This window comes from Streptomyces sp. x-80 (assembly GCF_046549095.1).
Taxonomy (GTDB): Bacteria; Actinomycetota; Actinomycetes; order Streptomycetales; family Streptomycetaceae; genus Streptomyces; species Streptomyces celluloflavus.
Genome location: NZ_JAJPWM010000002.1, coordinates 537,869 through 553,400 on the forward strand (window position 1 = coordinate 537,869; position 15,532 = coordinate 553,400).

The following is a 15,532-nucleotide window of genomic DNA, read 5'->3' on the forward strand; positions in this document are numbered from 1 at the left end:
GACGGACAACGGCACGGCACCGCACACCACAACAGGCGCGGCACGACAGGCGCAGCACGACAGGAACAACGGCGGCCCCGCCCGGCGAAAAGCCGGACGGGGCCGCTGAGGTGTTTCTGGGTGTTACCCGCGGTGCTTCCGGAGGCTCCGGGGCGTCCTACTTCTTCTTGCCCTGGTTCTTCACTGCCTCGATGGCGGCCTTGGCGGCCTCCGGGTCGAGGTAGGTGCCGCCCGGCTTGACCGGGCGGAAGTCCGCGTCCAGCTCGTAGGCGAGCGGGATGCCGGTGGGGATGTTCAGGCCGGCGATGTCCTCGTCGGAGATGCCGTCGAGGTGCTTGACCAGGGCGCGCAGGCTGTTGCCGTGGGCGGCGATCAGGACCGTGCGGCCGGCGACGAGGTCCGGGACGATGCCGTCGTACCAGTACGGCAACATGCGGGTGACGACGTCCTTGAGGCACTCCGTGCGCGGGCGCAGCTCGCTGGGGATGTCGGCGTAGCGCGGGTCGTCGCTCTGGGAGAACTCGGAGCCGTCCTCCAGGGCGGGCGGCGGGGTGTCGTACGAGCGGCGCCAGAGCATGAACTGCTCCTCGCCGAACTCCGCGAGCGTCTGCGCCTTGTCCTTGCCCTGGAGCGCGCCGTAGTGGCGTTCGTTCAGGCGCCAGCTGCGGTGGACCGGGATCCAGTGGCGGTCGGCGGCCTCCAGGGCCAGCTGCGCGGTGCGGATCGCGCGCTTCTGGAGTGAGGTGTGCAGCACATCGGGGAGCAGACCGGCGTCCTTGAGCAGTTCTCCGCCGCGGACCGCCTCCTTCTCGCCCTTCTCGTTGAGGTTCACGTCCACCCAGCCGGTGAACAGGTTCTTGGCGTTCCACTCGCTCTCGCCGTGGCGGAGGAGGATCAGCTTGTACGGTGCGTCGGCCATGGCATCGAGCGTAATCGAGATCCGGACAGACCCCGCCCGGGAGGACCCCGGGGGCCGCTACCGGGATCCGGCGGCGCGGAGGCACGGGCGCGCGGGCGGGGCCGGGCGGCTCAGCCCGCCCAGTGTCCGGAGGTGAAGGCGATGGCGAAGACGGTGGCCAGCGGAGCCACGGCACAGAGGTACGCGTTCTTGACCCAGGGGCTGCGCAGGCTCCAGGCGGCCAGTCCCGTCCACAGCGGCCACCACAGGAGGGTGGCCCGGGGGATGGACACGTACCAGTAGGAGGTGCCCAGGGCCCACAGGCTGAGGCCGATGTAGACGGCCTCCGACCAGCGGCGGCGCCACAGCAGCAGGCCGAGCAGGAGGACGCCGACGATCATGGCGGCGAGTTCGGCCTGGAACATCAGGGCGTATCCGGTGGTGTAGCTGCCGTCGAAGGCGGCGTTCCAGGTGTGGGACCAGGCTTCCCACGGGGGGTGGAACGCGCGGTTCCAGCCGCGCTCCTGGGCGTGCTTCCAGGCCATCCAGTCGCCGGTCCGGGCGTGCAGGTACCAGGTGTAGAGCAGGGCGGGGAGCGCGGGCAGGGCCAGCCAGGGCAGCGACCGCCAGGTGCGGCGCCCGTCCCGGGCCAGGAGGAATTCGGCGGCCAGGGCGGCGGCGAGGAACAGGCCGCTGACGCGGGTGGCGGTGGCAGCTGCGGCGAGGACCGCGGCCAGCGGCCAGCGGCCCCTCTTGGCCGCGAGCCAGGCGGGCAGGGCCAGCGCCAGGAAGAGGGCTTCGGTGTAGCCGGCGGCGAGGAAGACCGTGCACGGCGAGAGCAGCAGGAACAGCACCGCCCGTCCCCCCGTACCGGCACCCGCGGACAGCCGGGCGATCCGGGCCAGCGCGAGCACCGCCACGGCGCCGGCGGCCAGCGAGATCAGCAGCCCTGCCACGATCCAGTCCGGAACGAGGAGGTGGACGGCGCGCAGGACGAGCGGGAAACCGGGGAAGAACGCCTCGCGGTTGTCCGGGCGCGCGGAGTCGCTGTGCGTGGTGTCGAAGTAGCCGTACTCGGCTATGCGCTGGAAGTGCTGCCAGTCCCACTGGTCCCACCGGGAGAGCAGCGGGGCCGGCTCGTGGGCGTCCGGGCCCGTGGCGAACACCCAGCCGGTGCAGTAGGCGGTGATCCACAGACCGATGCGGGTGAGCAGGTACAGCTGGAGTACGAGCCGGTCGGTGGCGCCGAACCGGTCGCCCAGGCGGGCGGCGAGGCGCCGGGGCCACCACCGGGACCGGCTCCGGCGGCGGAGCCGCCGCCACCGGGCCGCGGGAACACGGTCCGCTCGCACGGTACGCGGCACCTGTGGGGGCGGGCAGGGTCGCGGGCTGGTGCCGGGGGGTGCCACGGCCATGGCGGAACTCCAATCGGGCGTGCGGGGCGGGCGGAACCGTCCGGCGGCACGCGTGGGGGGACGAGTGAGGTCGTCGGCCCCGCCCGGGAAGGGGCGGGCCGGTTCCGTCACCCGGGCGGGGCGGTGGCCGTGCCCGAGCCGGGGGGCGGGGACGTGGTCCGTACCGGGCCGCCGGGTGGGGCGGTGGGGCCGTGCCCGGCCGGCGGCACCGTCGTCCCCCGCCCGCCCGGCGGGACCGTCGTCTCCGGCCCGCCCGGCGGCTCCGTCGTCTCGCGGCCACCGGGCGGGACCGTGGTGGAGGTCCCGGTGGGGGGCCGGCCGGTGGCGTGCGGGGACGGTCCCGGAGAGGGCTCGGTGGCGGGCCCGACGCTCGCCGGGGATCCGTTCAGGGCGCCGGTGGCGACGGCGCCGCTCACCCCGCCGGCCAGGAGCAGGCCGGTGAGGGCGAGGGTGGCGATCCTGCGGCGCCGCACCCGCTCACCGCGCGCGGTGATCGCCGAGACCGCGGCCGGGCTGCTCCCGTCCCGCGCGGTCGCGGCCAGGTGCTTGAGCGCGGCCGCCAGCGGGTCGTCGTGGTTCTCATGCACCGTGCGTCTCCTGGGCGTGAAGGTCCCCCAGGCGGCCGGCCAGTGCGGCCCGCCCGCGGGACAGATGCGTCTTGACCGTGCCGGTGGACAGGCCCGTCTCCCGAGCTATCCGCTCGACGGACAGATCGCAGACGTAGTGCAGGGTCACGGTCCTGCGCTGCTGCGGTGACAGGTCCTTCAGTGCCTGGACCAGTACGACCGCACCAGGGTCGGGAGCGCTGACGGGCGGGGGGCCGCCGTGCCGCTCCCAGGCTTGCTCGGTGCGCCGGCGCACCTGCCGGCGCCGCGCGGCGAGCCGCCAGGCCACCGTGCGGATCCACGCCTCGGGCGCACCGTCCGCGGCCAGCTTCCCGCGGCGGCTCCAGCCCTTGACGAACGCTTCCTGCACGACGTCCTGCGCCTCGTGCAGATCGCCGAGCATGACGTACAGCTGTCCGGTGAGCCGTCTGACCGCGTGGGCATAGAACTCCTCGAATTCTTCGGCGGTCAATGACGTGCTCTCCCTCTGGTCGGTTCACCTTCTCTAGACCTGGCGGTACCCATCCGGTTGACATCGGAGGGGGACCGGTTTCGAGGGGATCCGCACCGGGCCGGGGCGGCGCGCCCTAAGGGCTGTCCCCGGCAGCCCCCAGCCTTCCCCCATGGCTCATGCGAAGACCTCGTACGTCTGCCTGCCCTGCCGGGCCTCGTACAAGCAGCCTTGTCCCGGGGACCACGAGCGGCGCTGCCCGCGGTGTGCGCGGCCGCTGATCCATGCCGGTTCGGCCTTCGCGCCGCCGCGCCGCCGCGCCGCCGGGACACTTCCGGCCGGCGGACGCTCTCGGTGCTGCTGCATGCGGGCGTCCGCTTCCACAAGACCTGCTGCGGCGGCCCCGGCTACCGCCCGCGCACCCTGCCCGAGGTCCGCGCGCGGCCGGCGCACGCCCGGACCACGGGCGAGCCGTTCGCCGACGCCCTGGTCCGCCGCGAGCTGCCCTGACCGCCCGGCCCGCGCCCCTCAGTGCCGCAGGGCCCGCTGTGCCTCGTAGAGGTTGCGCGGGGTGACGGCGCCCGGGTGGCCGTACGCCTCGGTGCGGGTGTGCAGCGGGCCGGTGAAGTCGGGGCTGTCCACCTGGCCGAATTCGGTGACCTCGCTGATGCCGACGGTCGCGCTGTACGGGGCGATGCCGTCGAGCTTGACGCAGCCGGCGCGGTGGTTGGTGACGGTGATGTTCCAGTGGGTGAAGCGGGCGCCGTAGAGGGGGCCCGCGCTCGCATCGCCCCCGTGGGCGCCGTCGTTGGTGACCGTGATGTCGGTGCGGACGTTGGCGAACGGCAGACCGCGGTGGCTGTCGAAGGTGCCCATCGCCATCCGGCCGCGCGACCAGACGTTGTAGCTGGACAGGCCCTCGACGTTGATGCCGTGGAGCTGGGTGCCGGGCGGCGCCGGGACGGTGCGCCGGTCGATGGTGAAGTCCTCGACGAGGTTGTCGTGCGACCCCTCGCGGCAGCAGTACGGGTGGTGGCTGCCGCGGCCGGAGACCCGGGTGCGGCGCAGGGTGCACGCCTTGGCGGCGATCAGCAGGAAGCCGTTGTCGACGTGGCGTACGTGGACGTCGTCCAGCCAGCAGTCCCAGGCGCATTGCAGCGCGACACCGTTGTAGCCCCTGTCCAGGAGATGCGGGGACTGCGGGGTCTCGGCCATCTCCAGCGTGAGGGATTCGACCCCCGAACCGGTCAACGGGGTGATGTGGCTGGTGAGTTGGGGATCCCAGGCGGGGCGGGCGTCGAGCGGGAGGGGCCGGTCGAGGGTGAGGCGGTGGTGGCGGGTGTCGACGGCCGTGATGCGGCAGGGCCACTCGTACGGGACGTAGGAGGTGAGCTTGGTCTTGTCGGACCAGAGGTACGAGGCCGCGCCGGGTATGTCGCCGCTCATATGCCGCAGGAGGGTGTGCTCGGCGTCGTCGGTGAGGCGGAGGAGGGCGCGGTCGCCGGGGCGGAAGCGGCGGGCGTTCCCGACGGTGATGGTGTGGTCGCCCTGGCGGGCGGTCGGGCCGGTGAGCGGGGTGAGGGTGTGCCAGTCGTCGCGGCGGTTGCCCGTCCAGCCCTCGAAGGGCCAGTCCCCGGACCGGATGGCGTCGGTCAGGGATGCCCAACGGGCGTGCGGGCAGAGCCAGATGAGGCCGCCCGCCCAGGACCAGCTGGACTTGTCGCCGCCGTACCGGCTGCCGTAGGGGCCGATGAGGTCGGTGAGGCTGCGGGTGGCGTGCAGGGTGGTGCGGCCGCTGCCCGCGCCGCGCAGTACGACGTGGTCATCGCCGATGCGGATGATGTCGTCGATGCGGTAGGTACCGGGCGGCAGCAGGACCGTGCCCCCGCCGCGGCGGCCGGCGTCCCGGAGGGCGCGGTTGATCGCGGGGGCGGCGTCGGCCGAACCGTCCGGCGCGGCGCCGTAGTCCCTGACGACGTCCGCGACGACGGGGTGCCGGGGGAAGCGGGCGGCACCACCGCGGTAGCCGGCCCGGCCGACGTAGGGGATCTGGGGGTGGGTGTACGGCCGCGCCGTGAACTCGCCCCAGAGGGAGGTGAGTTGGCGCCCCGTCGAGGCCGCTGCGGTGACCGCACCGGTTGGCGTCGCGGCGGCGGCCGGGCCGGACGGCAGGGCGGCGGTGGCCGCCACGCCGATCGCGCTGCCGAGCAGCCCCCGCCGGCTGATCCGGCGCCCGGTCCGCCCATCGGCCCGCTCCGCACCCGGACCCCCGCCCGGCGCCTCACCCTGTCCCCTGCCCCGTCCCCTGCCTTGTCCGTTGATCTCCATGTGCCCGCCTTCCATGGATGTGAACGCTGTTCATAGGAGAGACGGGCGTGAGGATGCCATGCCGCCGGGGCGGGCGGAAGGGGTCGGGCGGCGGAAGGGGTGCGCGGCGGGCGGGGCCGTACAGCGGGCGGACCGCGCCGCGCCCGCCCGGCCGACGGCCGGTCCCTGGGAAGGTCGCCGGGACAGGACGCCAGGACGACCGCCCGGACGACCGCCGGGACAGTCGCCAGGACAGCCGCTAGGACGCCCCCCGCGCCGGCCCCTCGGACGACCCGTCGGACGCCCCCTTGGTCAGATGTGTGAACGCGTCAAGGTTGCGGGTGGACTCGCCGCGGGACACCCGCCAGGCGTACTCCTTGCGGATGGCCGTGGCGAAGCCCAGTTCCAGCAGGGTGTTGAAGCTGCCGTCGGCGTTCTCCAGGACCGTGCCGAGGATGCGGTCGAGTTCGTCGGCGGCGACGGCGGCGAGCGGGAGCTTGCCGACGAGGTAGATGTCGCCGAGCTTGTCGATCGCGTAACTGACGCCGTAGAGACGGATGTTGCGTTCGAGGAGCCAGCGGTGGACGGCCTCGTGGTTCTCGTCCGGGTGCCGGACGACGAAGGCGTTGATGGAGAGGGAGTGCCTGCCGACGATCAGTGAGCAGGTGGTGGAGAGCTTGCGGGTGCCGGGCAGCTTGACGACGTAGCTGCCGTCGGACGGGGATTCCCACTCCAGACCGGCGTCCCCGAGGGTCCGCTCGATCACCCCGCGTGCGGTCGCCGCACCGTCCCCGGGGCTCGCCCCGCCCTGCGCCGCCGCCGCGCCCTTCGAGGTCACGCCGGACTCCTCGGATACCTCAGACACCTCGCCCATGGGGGGATCGTAAGGGACGCGGTCACCCGTGGAGGGGGCGCAGGTGACGGCGTCGTTCCTGCATCGCCGCGGCGTAGACGTCGCCGGTGGCCGCGGCGGCGGTGCCCCAGCCGAAGGACTGGGCGTGCCGGGCGGCGGCGGTGCCCATCCGGCCGGCCAGCGACGGGTCGGCGACGAAGCGGGCCAGCGCGCGGGCGTAGTCGGCCGGGTCGTGGCCGGGGACGAGGAAGCCGCTGACGCCGTCGCGGACGGCCACCGGCAGGCCGCCGACCGAGGCCGCGACGACCGGGGTGCCGCATGCCTGTGCCTCGATGGCGACCAGCCCGAACGACTCGCTGTAGGAGGGCATGACCAGGACGGAGGCGGCGCGGTACCAGTCGGCGAGCTGCTCCTGGCCGACCGGCGGGCGGAACCGCACGACGTCCGCGATACCGAGCCGGGCGGCCAGCTTCTGGAGCCCCTCGGGCTTGGCCAGGCCGCTGCCGCTCGGCCCGCCGACCACCGGGACGACCAGCCGCGAGCGCAGCGCGGGGTCCTCGTCCAGCAGGACGGCGACCGCGCGCAGCAGGATGTCGGGGGCCTTCAGCGGCTGGATACGGCCCGCGAAGAGCGGGATCACCGCGTCCTGCGGCAGACCGAGGCGGGCACGGGCCGCGGCCCGGCTCTCGGTGACCGTGCCGCCGGCGGGCCGGAAGCGGTCGAGATTGACGCCGGGGTGCACCACGGCGACCCGGCCGGGGTCGGCTTCGTAGTGCCGTACGAGTTCGCCCGCCTCCTCGGCGGTGTTCGCGATCAGGCGGTCGGCGGCCCGGACGACCTGGGTCTCCCCGATCACCCGGGCGGACGGTTCGGGGGTGTCACCGGCGGCGAGCGCGGCGTTCTTGACCTTGGCCATGGTGTGCATGGCGTGCACGAGCGGGACGCCCCAGCGTTCGGAGGCGAGCCAGCCGACGTGTCCGGAGAGCCAGTAGTGGGAGTGCACCAGGTCGTAGTAGCCGGGGCGCTGGCCCGCCCACACCTGCATCACACCGTGGGTGAAGGCGCACAGCTGGGCCGGCAGCTCCTCCTTGGCGAGGCCCTCGTAGGGGCCCGCGTCGACGTGCCGGACGAGCACGCCGGGGGAGAGTTCGACGGTGGGCGGCAGGGTGCCGGTGGTGGCGCGGGTGAAGATCTCCACGGCTATGTCGATCGAGGCGAGCTTCTTGGCCAGCTCGACGATGTAGACGTTCATCCCGCCCGCGTCCCCGGTGCCGGGCTGGTGCAGCGGGGAGGTGTGCACGCTGAGCATCGCCACCCGGCGCGGCCGCCGCGTACCGCCGGGCAGCCGCAGCCGGGACGGGCCCGCGAACGGTCCGGGGCCACGACTACGGAGCCGGGACACCTTTGGGCTCACTGCGGGCTACCTCCTAGCCGGGGCGGGCTGCTCGTCTCCGACCCCCTGCAACAACGGAACCCGGCCATCCATTTCCGTCCGGGGCCCGCACTCCGTACTTTGCCAAAGCGTGACCAGCCGCCGGGCGGGCGGCCCCCGGCGCATAGGCTCGATGGCATGGCCCGCCGCTCCTCCGCCCCCGCCGCTCCGGCATCCGTGCCCGCCCGACCCGTCCGGTCCGGCCGGCCCGTCGGAACCGCCACCCGTGGGACCACCAACCCGAACCGGCTGCGCCGCATGGACCGCTGGATCGCCGCGGAGCACGGCGCCGAACTGCGGCGCAGCGCGGATCCCGTCGCCGTGGACCTCGGGTACGGCGCCGCGCCCTGGACCGCGGTGGAGCTGCTGGCCCGGCTCCGTACGGCCTGCCCCGCGGTGCGGGTCGTCGGCGTCGAGATCGATCCGGCGCGGGTCGAGGCGGCCCGGCCGTACGAGCGGGCGGGGCTGGACTTCGTCCACGGCGGTTTCGAGGTGCCGCTGCCGGGCGGGCCGGGCCGCGCACCGGTCCTGATCCGGGCGGCGAACGTGCTGCGCCAGTACGACGAGGACGCGGTGGCCGCCGTATGGCAGCGGCTGTGCGCGCGGCTGGCGCCCGGTGGACTGCTGGTCGAGGGCACCTGTGACGAGATCGGGCGGCGGCACGTCTGGGTGGCACTGGGCCCCGAGGGGCCGCGCACGGTCACCTTCGCGACCCGGCTCGGCTCCCTGCACACCCCGTCCGACCTGGCCGAACGCCTGCCGAAGGCGCTCATCCACCGGAATGTGCCGGGCGAGCCCGTGCACGCCTTCCTGCGCGATTTCGACCGCGCCTGGGCCGGCGCCGCGCCGCTGGGCGCCCTGGGCGCGCGACAGCGCTGGCTCGCCGCCGTACGCGCCCTGGCGGCGGACTGGCCGCTCACCGGCGACCCGCGCCGCCGGCGCCAGGGCGAGGTCACGGTGCGGTGGGAGGCGCTGGCCCCCCGGGGGTGAGCCGGCCGGGGCGCGCGAGGCGCTACCCCGCCCCGGCCGGTACCGGGGCGGGCGCCGCCGCCAGCTCCCGCAGCCGCCGCTCCGTCACCGAGCCGCGCGGTGCGCTGTAGGTCAGCAGGAGCTGGTCGGGATCGGTGCTCGGGCGGAAGCTCTCGAAGGTGACGACGAGCTCGCCGACCAGCGGGTTCACGATGTGCTTGGTGCCGCGCAGGCATTCGTGCACCGCCTGCGCCTCCCACCGCCGGCGGAAGTCCGCGCTGCGGTCCAGCAGCTCGTCGACGACCTCGCAGATCCGCGGGTCGTCGGGGTGCCGGCCGCTCTCGGCGCGCAGATTGCCGACGACCTCGTCGGCGATCCGCTCCCACTCCGGGTGCAGGGCGCGGGCCACCGGGTCGAGGAAGACCAGCAGCGCCGAATTGCGCCGGCCGCGGTCGAGCGCCGCGAGGTCGAAGGCGAGCCGGCCGCCCGGCGTGTTCCAGGCCAGGATGTCCAGGCCCCGGCCCACGACCATGGCCGGGACGGTGTGCTCCATCGCGTCCAGGAGCTGCCGGATCTCGGGGCGTACCGTCCGGTGGGGTCCGTGCTGGCCGGGGCAGTCCTGGCCGGGGTCGTCGGTGCGGCCGTCGCGGCGGCGCGGGGCGGCCACATTGCGCAGATACGCCAGCTCCCCTTCGGTCAGCCGCAGCGCCCGCGCGATGGCGTCCAGGACCGCGTCGGAGATGGCCGGGGCCCGGCCCTGCTCGATGCGGGTGTAGTAGTCGACGCTGATGCCGGCGAGCTGGGCGACCTCCTCGCGCCGCAGCCCGCGCACCCGGCGGCGGGCGAGTCCGTCCGGCAGGCCGAGGTCGGCCGGATCGAGCGCCGCACGGCGCGCTTTGAGGAACGGACTGATTGCGATATCCGCATGCAGCATCCGTCCAGTATGCGGCGCACGGCCGGTTGGGTGGTTCCGCCGGACCCAGGCTGCGACGGGCCTGGTACGCCCGCGGCGGGGGCAGCAAGGTGGTGCGCACACCGGTCACGGCCCGTACGCGGCGCCCGTGCCCACCGGCCATTCGGAGAAGGAGCGGCTCATGAAGCGCAGGATCCTCGGCGGCACCGGCATCTCGGTCAGCGAGTACGCCCTGGGCGCGATGATGCTCGGTGCCTGGGGCAACACGGACCACGACGACGGGGTGCGCATCGTGCACCGCGCGCTGGACGCCGGTATCAACTTCGTGGACACCGCGGATGTGTACGCGGCGGGCGAGTCCGAGGAGATCGTCGGCAAGGCCCTCAAGGGGCGGCGCGACGAGGTCGTGCTGGCCACGAAGTTCTTCAATTCGATGGGGCCGGACGCCAACCAGGGCGGGAACTCCCGGCGTTGGATCGTCCGGGCGGTGGAGGACAGCCTGCGCCGGCTGGGCACCGACCACATCGACCTCTACCAGGTGCACCGCCCCGATCCGGCCACCGACATCGACGAGACGCTGTCCGCGCTCTCCGACCTCGTACGGTCCGGCAAGGTGCGGGCGGTCGGCACCTCGACCTTCCCCGCCGAGGCGATCGTCGAGGCCCAGTGGACCGCGGAGCGCCGCGGCCATGTCCGCTTCCGCAGCGAGCAGCCGCCGTACTCGCTCCTGGCGCGGAGCGTGGAGGCCGCGGTGCTGCCGACCGCGCAGCGCTACGGCATGGGCGTGCTGACCTGGGGTCCGCTGAGCGCGGGCTGGCTCTCCGGGCGTGATCTGTCGGCCAGTTCGCGGGCCGGGCTGGAGGCGCAGAAGTTCGATCTGTCGGTCCCGGAGAACGCGCGGAAGGCGACGGCGGTCAGCGCGCTGGCCGAGGTCGCGGCCGAGGCGGGCCTGTCGCTGCCGCATCTGGCGACCGCGTTCGTCCGGTCCCACCCGGCGGTCACCTCCGTGATCATCGGCCCGCGCACCCTCGACCAGCTCAACGGGCTGCTGGAGGGCGCCGAGGTGACGCTGAGCGCGGAGGTGCTGGACCGGATCGACGCGATCGTGCCGCCGGGCACCGATCTCAACCGGGCGGACAGCTACTACGTACCGCCGGCCGTGGCCGACCCGGCACTGCGGCGGCGCTGAGGGCGGGCGCCCCCGCACCGGCTCCCGGCCCGGCCCGGCGCCGCGCCGCCCCGCTCGTCGCTCACCGTTACGACGCGCCCCGGGTCACGTCGAGGGCGTCGAGGAGGGCGTCCACCAGCTCCCTGTCCCATTCCTGGGTGAGGACGCGGCGCGCGTCGGCGGGCGGGAGCCACAGCATCCGGTCCACCTCCGCGTTCGGATAGAACGAGCCGCCGGTGGCCTCGGCCGCCCAGTAGCGGACCTCCTTCGGCCGGCCGTTGACCGGATACCGGACGGTGGGGAGTTCCGGCCCCAGGTCGCATGTCATACCGGTCTCCTCCAGCGTTTCGCGGAGCGCACCGGCCGCGGCGTCCTCACCCCGCTTCAGCTTGCCCTTGGGGTGCGACCAGTCGCCGTACTTCGGGCGGTGTACCAGCGCGATCTCCAGTCCGGCCGCGGACCGTGCGCGGCGCCACAGCACACACCCCGCCGCCCGTACCGGCTTCTGTGCCACCGTCACGTCTCCGTCCTTTCCCCTTGCCCGGTCGTCCGACCGTCCGTGCCCTCGCAGCCTGCCAGGCCAGCCACCGCCGGCTCAGCCCGGCCGGCCCGCTCCGTGCCCCGGACCGGGGTCGGGCGCGGGGGCCGGCAGCCACATCCGGCCGAACGCGAACCGGGCCGCCGCCACCTCGTGCCGCTGGTCGGCGTGGAGCACCCCCAGCGCGTACGCGGTGGCCGGGGCGATGCGGGGCGTACGGGCCGCGGCGGCGGCAGCGGTGGCGGCCTCCGCGGCGTCCCGGTGCCGCTCCAGCGCCCGGCCCGCCTCCGCCAGCCGGGCATCGGCGCGCTCCGGCGCGATCACCTCCTGGGCGTAGCGGCTCAGCCGCAGCAGCAGCCGCACCTGGTGCCAGGGCGTGTCCTGGCGGTGGTCGGCGGCCAGCGCGTCGGCGTGGTACGGGTGCCCGGTACGGGAGAGCGGCAGCGTGCCGACCGCCTCGGCGAGCCGGCGGTGCGCATGCCCGGCGAGCGGCGGCAGCGCCTCGGCGGCCGGCAGGTCCGCGGCCGTCCGGACCAGTGGCGCCTCGGAGGCGAGTACCGCCACGGAATCCGCCACCGCGTGGAAGCGGGAGGAGCCCAGCGCCTGGAGCGCGGCGGAGTGCGCGCGGGTGCGGGCGAGGGTGAGCTGGCGGTCCAGCAGCGCCCCGGCCCGCGCCGCACCGGCCGACAGCGCGCTCCCGGCATCCTGCTCGGCATCCGGTTCGGCGTCCCGCCCGGCGGCCCGCGCCCCGGAGCCCGCCCCCGCGGCCGTACGGTCGCCACGGCCGGCGACCCCGGCCCGCTCCCCCCGGCCCGTGAGCCGCTGCAACGCCGCCATCAGCCGGTCGCGGCGGGCCGCGCAGGTCTGCTCGCGGGCGAACGTGCCCGACAGCCAGCCCAGCTCCGCCCGGAGCTGGTCGGCCCACGCCTCCTCGGTCAGCGGCCGGAAGGTGTGCAGCGTGGCGCTGATCCGGCGGGCGGCGCCGCGCAGCTGCCGGGCGGCCTCCCCGGCGCCTTCCGCGTCCGAGCCGCTCTCGCGGTGCAGCCGCAGGCTGCGCAGGAAGTCCGCGGCGTGCCGGTGCAGATACCCGGCGAACACCTCACCGGCCGTACGGGCACCGAGCCCCGGCTCGTCGAAACCGTACGGCCCGAACAGCCCTGAGAGCCCTGCCGGCCCAGCCGGCTCGTACGGCGCGTACGGCCCGGACAGCTCGTACGCCCCCGACAGCTCGTACGCCCCGGACAGCTCGTACGCACCCGCCGGCCCGTACCGCCCGTCCGGTACGCCGCCGCGCGCCTGGGGGCCGTCCGCCACCGCGGCACGGGCGCGGGGCACCCCGCCGGAGTCGTGTCCGATACCGATGCCGGCGCCGGGGGGACCGGCCGTCCCCCCGGTCGGCAGATCATGTCGCTGGGCCACGCCGGCGCCTCCGGGCGTCAATGAGCATTTCCTGTACGTTGCGCAGCGGCACGCCGTCCGCGTCCACCGCATGCCGGGTCCAGTCGCCGTCCGGGCCGAGGTGCCAGGAGGAGGTGGTGTCCGATGTCCCCGTCTCCAGCAGTCTGTTGAGGGACGCGCGGTGCGCCGGATCGGTCACCCGCACCAGCGCCTCGATCCGCCGGTCGAGGTTCCGGTGCATCATGTCGGCGCTGCCCAGCCACACTTCGGGCTCGCCGCCGTTGCCGAAGGCGAACACCCGCGAGTGCTCCAGGAAGCGGCCGAGGACGCTGCGGACCCGGATGTTCTCGCTCAGGCCCGCGACCCCCGGGCGGAGCGCGCAGATGCCGCGGACCCACACATCGACCGGCACACCGGCCTGCGAGGCGCGGTAGAGCGCGTCGATGACGGCCTCGTCGACCATCGAGTTGACCTTGATGCGGACGTAGGCGGGGCGGTCCGCCCGGTGGTGCGCGATCTCCTTGGTGATGCGCTGTACCAGGCCGTCCCGCAGCGACTTGGGAGCGACCAGCAGCCGGCGGTAGGTCTCCCGCCGGGAGTAGCCGCTGAGCCGGTTGAAGAGGTCGGAGAGGTCGGCGCCGACCTGCGGGTCGGCGGTCAGCAGCCCCAGATCCTCGTACAGCCGGGCCGTCTTGGGGTGGTAATTGCCGGTGCCCACATGGGAGTAGCGGCGCAGCACCTCGCCCTCCTGGCGGACGACGAGCGAGAGCTTGCAGTGCGTCTTGAGGCCGACCAGTCCGTAGACGACATGGCAGCCGGCCTCCTCCAGCTTCCTGGCCCACTTGATGTTGGCCTGCTCGTCGAAGCGCGCCTTGATCTCGACGAGGACGAGGACCTGTTTGCCGGACTCCGCGGCGTCTATCAGGGCGTCCACGATCGGCGAGTCGCCGGAGGTGCGGTAGAGCGTCTGCTTGATGGCGAGCACGTCCGGGTCGGCGGCGGCCTGCTCCAGGAACGCCTGCACGGAGGTGGAGAAGGAGTCGTAGGGGTGGTGCAGGAGGACGTCGCGGGTGCGCAGCGCGGCGAAGATGTCGGGGGCGGACGCGGACTCCACCTCCGCGAGATCGCGGTGGGTGCCGGCCACGAACTTGGGGTACTTCAGCTCCGGCCGGTCCTGCGCCCCGATGTCGAAGAGGCCGGTCAGGTCCAGCGGTCCGGGCAGCGGGTAGACCTCGGCCTCCGAGATCTTCAGCTCCTGGACGAGCAGGTCGAGGACGGCCGGGTCGATGGACTCCTCGACCTCCAGGCGGACCGGCGGGCCGAACCGCCGCCGCATCAGCTCCTTCTCCAGTGCCTGGAGCAGATTCTCCGCGTCGTCCTCCTCGACTTCGAGGTCTTCGTTGCGGGTGACCCGGAACATGTGGTGCGCGCGCACCTCCATCCCCGGGAACAGCTCCTCCAGGTGGGCCGCTATGACGTCCTCAAGAGGGACGTAGCGCTGCGGGGACGCCGCCAGGAAGCGGGACAGCAGCGGCGGCACCTTGACCCGCGCGAAGTGGTCGTGGCCGCTGACCGGATTGCGGACGACGACGGCCAGATTCAGCGACAGGCCGGAGATGTACGGGAAGGGGTGCGCGGGGTCCACGGCGAGCGGGGTGAGGACCGGGAAGATCTGCTGGCGGAAGAGGGTGAACAGGCGGGCCTGCTCCTTCTCGGTCAGCTCGGGCCAGCGGATGAGGTGGATGCCCTGTTCGGCCAGCTCGGGGGCGATGTCCTGCTGGTAACAGGCGGCGTGCCGGGCCATGAGTTCGCGCGAGCGCGTCCAGATCAGCTCCAGCACCTCGCGGGGCTGGAGGCCGGACGCGGAGCGGGTGGCGACTCCGGTGGCGATCCGGCGCTTGAGGCCGGCCACCCGGACCATGAAGAACTCGTCCAGGTTGCTGGCGAAGATCGCCAGGAAGTTGGCTCGTTCGAGCAGCGGGGTGGCCGGGTCCTCGGCCAGCTCCAGCACCCGCTCGTTGAACGCCAGCCAGCTGCGCTCCCGGTCCAGGAAGCGGCCGGTCGGCAGTTCCTCGCCGTTCGCGCCCAGGACGCCCCGTTCCTCGTACGCGTCCGCGTCGGCGTCGAGGTCCGGCTCCAGCTCGGGCAGCGGTACGCCGACCGCGTGCGGGCGGTGGGCGGCGATGGAACCCACCGACGGCTGGACCGAGGGAACTGCGGCCCCTGGCGCGGCCGGCTGCACCGGCGGCGTCTCGGGCCGGGCCGGGACCTGGGAACCGGACTGCTGGTTCATGTCCTCATTCTTCCGCGCTCCGGGGATTCCGGGCGCGTCGGAAGGGAAGAACGGAGCGATACGGAGCCTCGGGGTGGGGGTATTCGGCACAGCGGGCTGCATTCAGCGATGCTCGCAAGCGATATTGAATCGCCGGTAACGCGGATATGGCGGCCAGGCAAGCGGGACACCACTCCCCGGGGTTTTACCGGATCTTGGGCGACGCGGGGAGGGCGGGACACCCGGGCGGCCCGCTCCCCCGGCGTCCCCGGGCCCCCGGCCCTCGGGCGGGGCCCGGAACCGGCGCCCGGGG

Annotated in this window: 13 protein-coding genes and 1 pseudogene; 3 read left to right on the forward strand and 11 right to left on the reverse strand. The window is 74.1% G+C overall.

The annotated features are described in order from the left end of the window. Nucleotides 1-157: 157 nt before the first annotated feature. From ACLJWH_RS05310 to ACLJWH_RS05325, 4 genes are all read right to left on the reverse strand, one after another. Nucleotides 158-919 (reverse strand): phosphoglyceromutase, encoded by a 762-nt coding sequence (locus ACLJWH_RS05310; RefSeq protein ID WP_411140366.1) that lies wholly within the window; start codon nt 917-919, stop codon nt 158-160. A 110-nt stretch (nt 920-1,029) separates the two neighbouring features. Continuing rightward, nucleotides 1,030-2,250, reverse strand: coding sequence for a glycosyltransferase family 39 protein (locus tag ACLJWH_RS05315; RefSeq protein WP_411140367.1), 1,221 nt, complete (start codon nt 2,248-2,250; stop codon nt 1,030-1,032). 170 nt (nt 2,251-2,420) lie between these two features. Then, nucleotides 2,421-2,900: a hypothetical protein gene (locus ACLJWH_RS05320; protein WP_411140368.1), complete on the reverse strand. Its 480-nt coding sequence runs from the start codon at nt 2,898-2,900 to the stop codon at nt 2,421-2,423. Then, nucleotides 2,893-3,390, reverse strand: a complete 498-nt coding sequence (locus tag ACLJWH_RS05325) for a SigE family RNA polymerase sigma factor (protein WP_411140369.1) — start codon at nt 3,388-3,390, stop codon at nt 2,893-2,895. The genes ACLJWH_RS05320 and ACLJWH_RS05325 overlap by 8 nt, the downstream gene beginning before the upstream one ends. A gap of 151 nt (nt 3,391-3,541) precedes the next feature. Between ACLJWH_RS05325 and ACLJWH_RS05330 the strand changes: the two are divergent. After that, nucleotides 3,542-3,879, forward strand: a pseudogene (locus ACLJWH_RS05330) (deoxyxylulose-5-phosphate synthase). Between the two features lie 18 nt (nt 3,880-3,897). On the opposite strand, the gene ACLJWH_RS05335 reads toward ACLJWH_RS05330, so the two are convergent. The 3 genes from ACLJWH_RS05335 to mshA form a co-directional block, all read right to left on the reverse strand. Further along, on the reverse strand, nt 3,898-5,697 hold the full coding sequence (locus ACLJWH_RS05335) for a glycosyl hydrolase family 28-related protein (protein WP_411140370.1): 1,800 nt from the start codon (nt 5,695-5,697) through the stop codon (nt 3,898-3,900). 238 nt (nt 5,698-5,935) lie between these two features. Next, nucleotides 5,936-6,550 (reverse strand): YbjN domain-containing protein, encoded by a 615-nt coding sequence (locus tag ACLJWH_RS05340; RefSeq protein ID WP_411140371.1) that lies wholly within the window; start codon nt 6,548-6,550, stop codon nt 5,936-5,938. A gap of 22 nt (nt 6,551-6,572) precedes the next feature. Then, a complete protein-coding gene (gene mshA, locus ACLJWH_RS05345; RefSeq protein ID WP_411140372.1) occupies nt 6,573-7,943 on the reverse strand; it encodes a D-inositol-3-phosphate glycosyltransferase in 1,371 nt (456 codons plus the stop codon). A 156-nt stretch (nt 7,944-8,099) separates the two neighbouring features. On the opposite strand from mshA, the gene ACLJWH_RS05350 reads away from it, so the two are divergent. Next, nucleotides 8,100-8,951, forward strand: coding sequence for a class I SAM-dependent methyltransferase (locus tag ACLJWH_RS05350; protein WP_411140373.1), 852 nt, complete (start codon nt 8,100-8,102; stop codon nt 8,949-8,951). A gap of 22 nt (nt 8,952-8,973) precedes the next feature. On the opposite strand, the gene ACLJWH_RS05355 is transcribed toward ACLJWH_RS05350, so the two are convergent. Further along, entirely contained in the window at nt 8,974-9,864 is an 891-nt protein-coding gene (locus ACLJWH_RS05355; protein ID WP_411140374.1) for a helix-turn-helix domain-containing protein, read from the reverse strand. Nucleotides 9,865-10,024: 160 nt separating this feature from the next. On the opposite strand from ACLJWH_RS05355, the gene ACLJWH_RS05360 reads away from it, so the two are divergent. Next, nucleotides 10,025-11,032, forward strand: a complete 1,008-nt coding sequence (locus ACLJWH_RS05360; RefSeq protein ID WP_411140375.1) for an aldo/keto reductase — start codon at nt 10,025-10,027, stop codon at nt 11,030-11,032. Nucleotides 11,033-11,099: 67 nt separating this feature from the next. Here the strand turns inward: ACLJWH_RS05360 and ACLJWH_RS05365 are convergent, their stop codons facing one another. From ACLJWH_RS05365 to ACLJWH_RS05375, 3 genes are all read right to left on the reverse strand, one after another. After that, on the reverse strand, nt 11,100-11,531 hold the full coding sequence (locus ACLJWH_RS05365) for an NUDIX hydrolase (RefSeq protein WP_411140376.1): 432 nt from the start codon (nt 11,529-11,531) through the stop codon (nt 11,100-11,102). Nucleotides 11,532-11,606: 75 nt separating this feature from the next. Continuing rightward, a complete protein-coding gene (locus ACLJWH_RS05370; RefSeq protein ID WP_411140377.1) occupies nt 11,607-12,989 on the reverse strand; it encodes a CHAD domain-containing protein in 1,383 nt (460 codons plus the stop codon). After that, nucleotides 12,952-15,240, reverse strand: a complete 2,289-nt coding sequence (locus ACLJWH_RS05375) for an RNA degradosome polyphosphate kinase (protein ID WP_411140378.1) — start codon at nt 15,238-15,240, stop codon at nt 12,952-12,954. The genes ACLJWH_RS05370 and ACLJWH_RS05375 overlap by 38 nt, the downstream gene beginning before the upstream one ends. Nucleotides 15,241-15,532 lie beyond the last annotated feature (292 nt).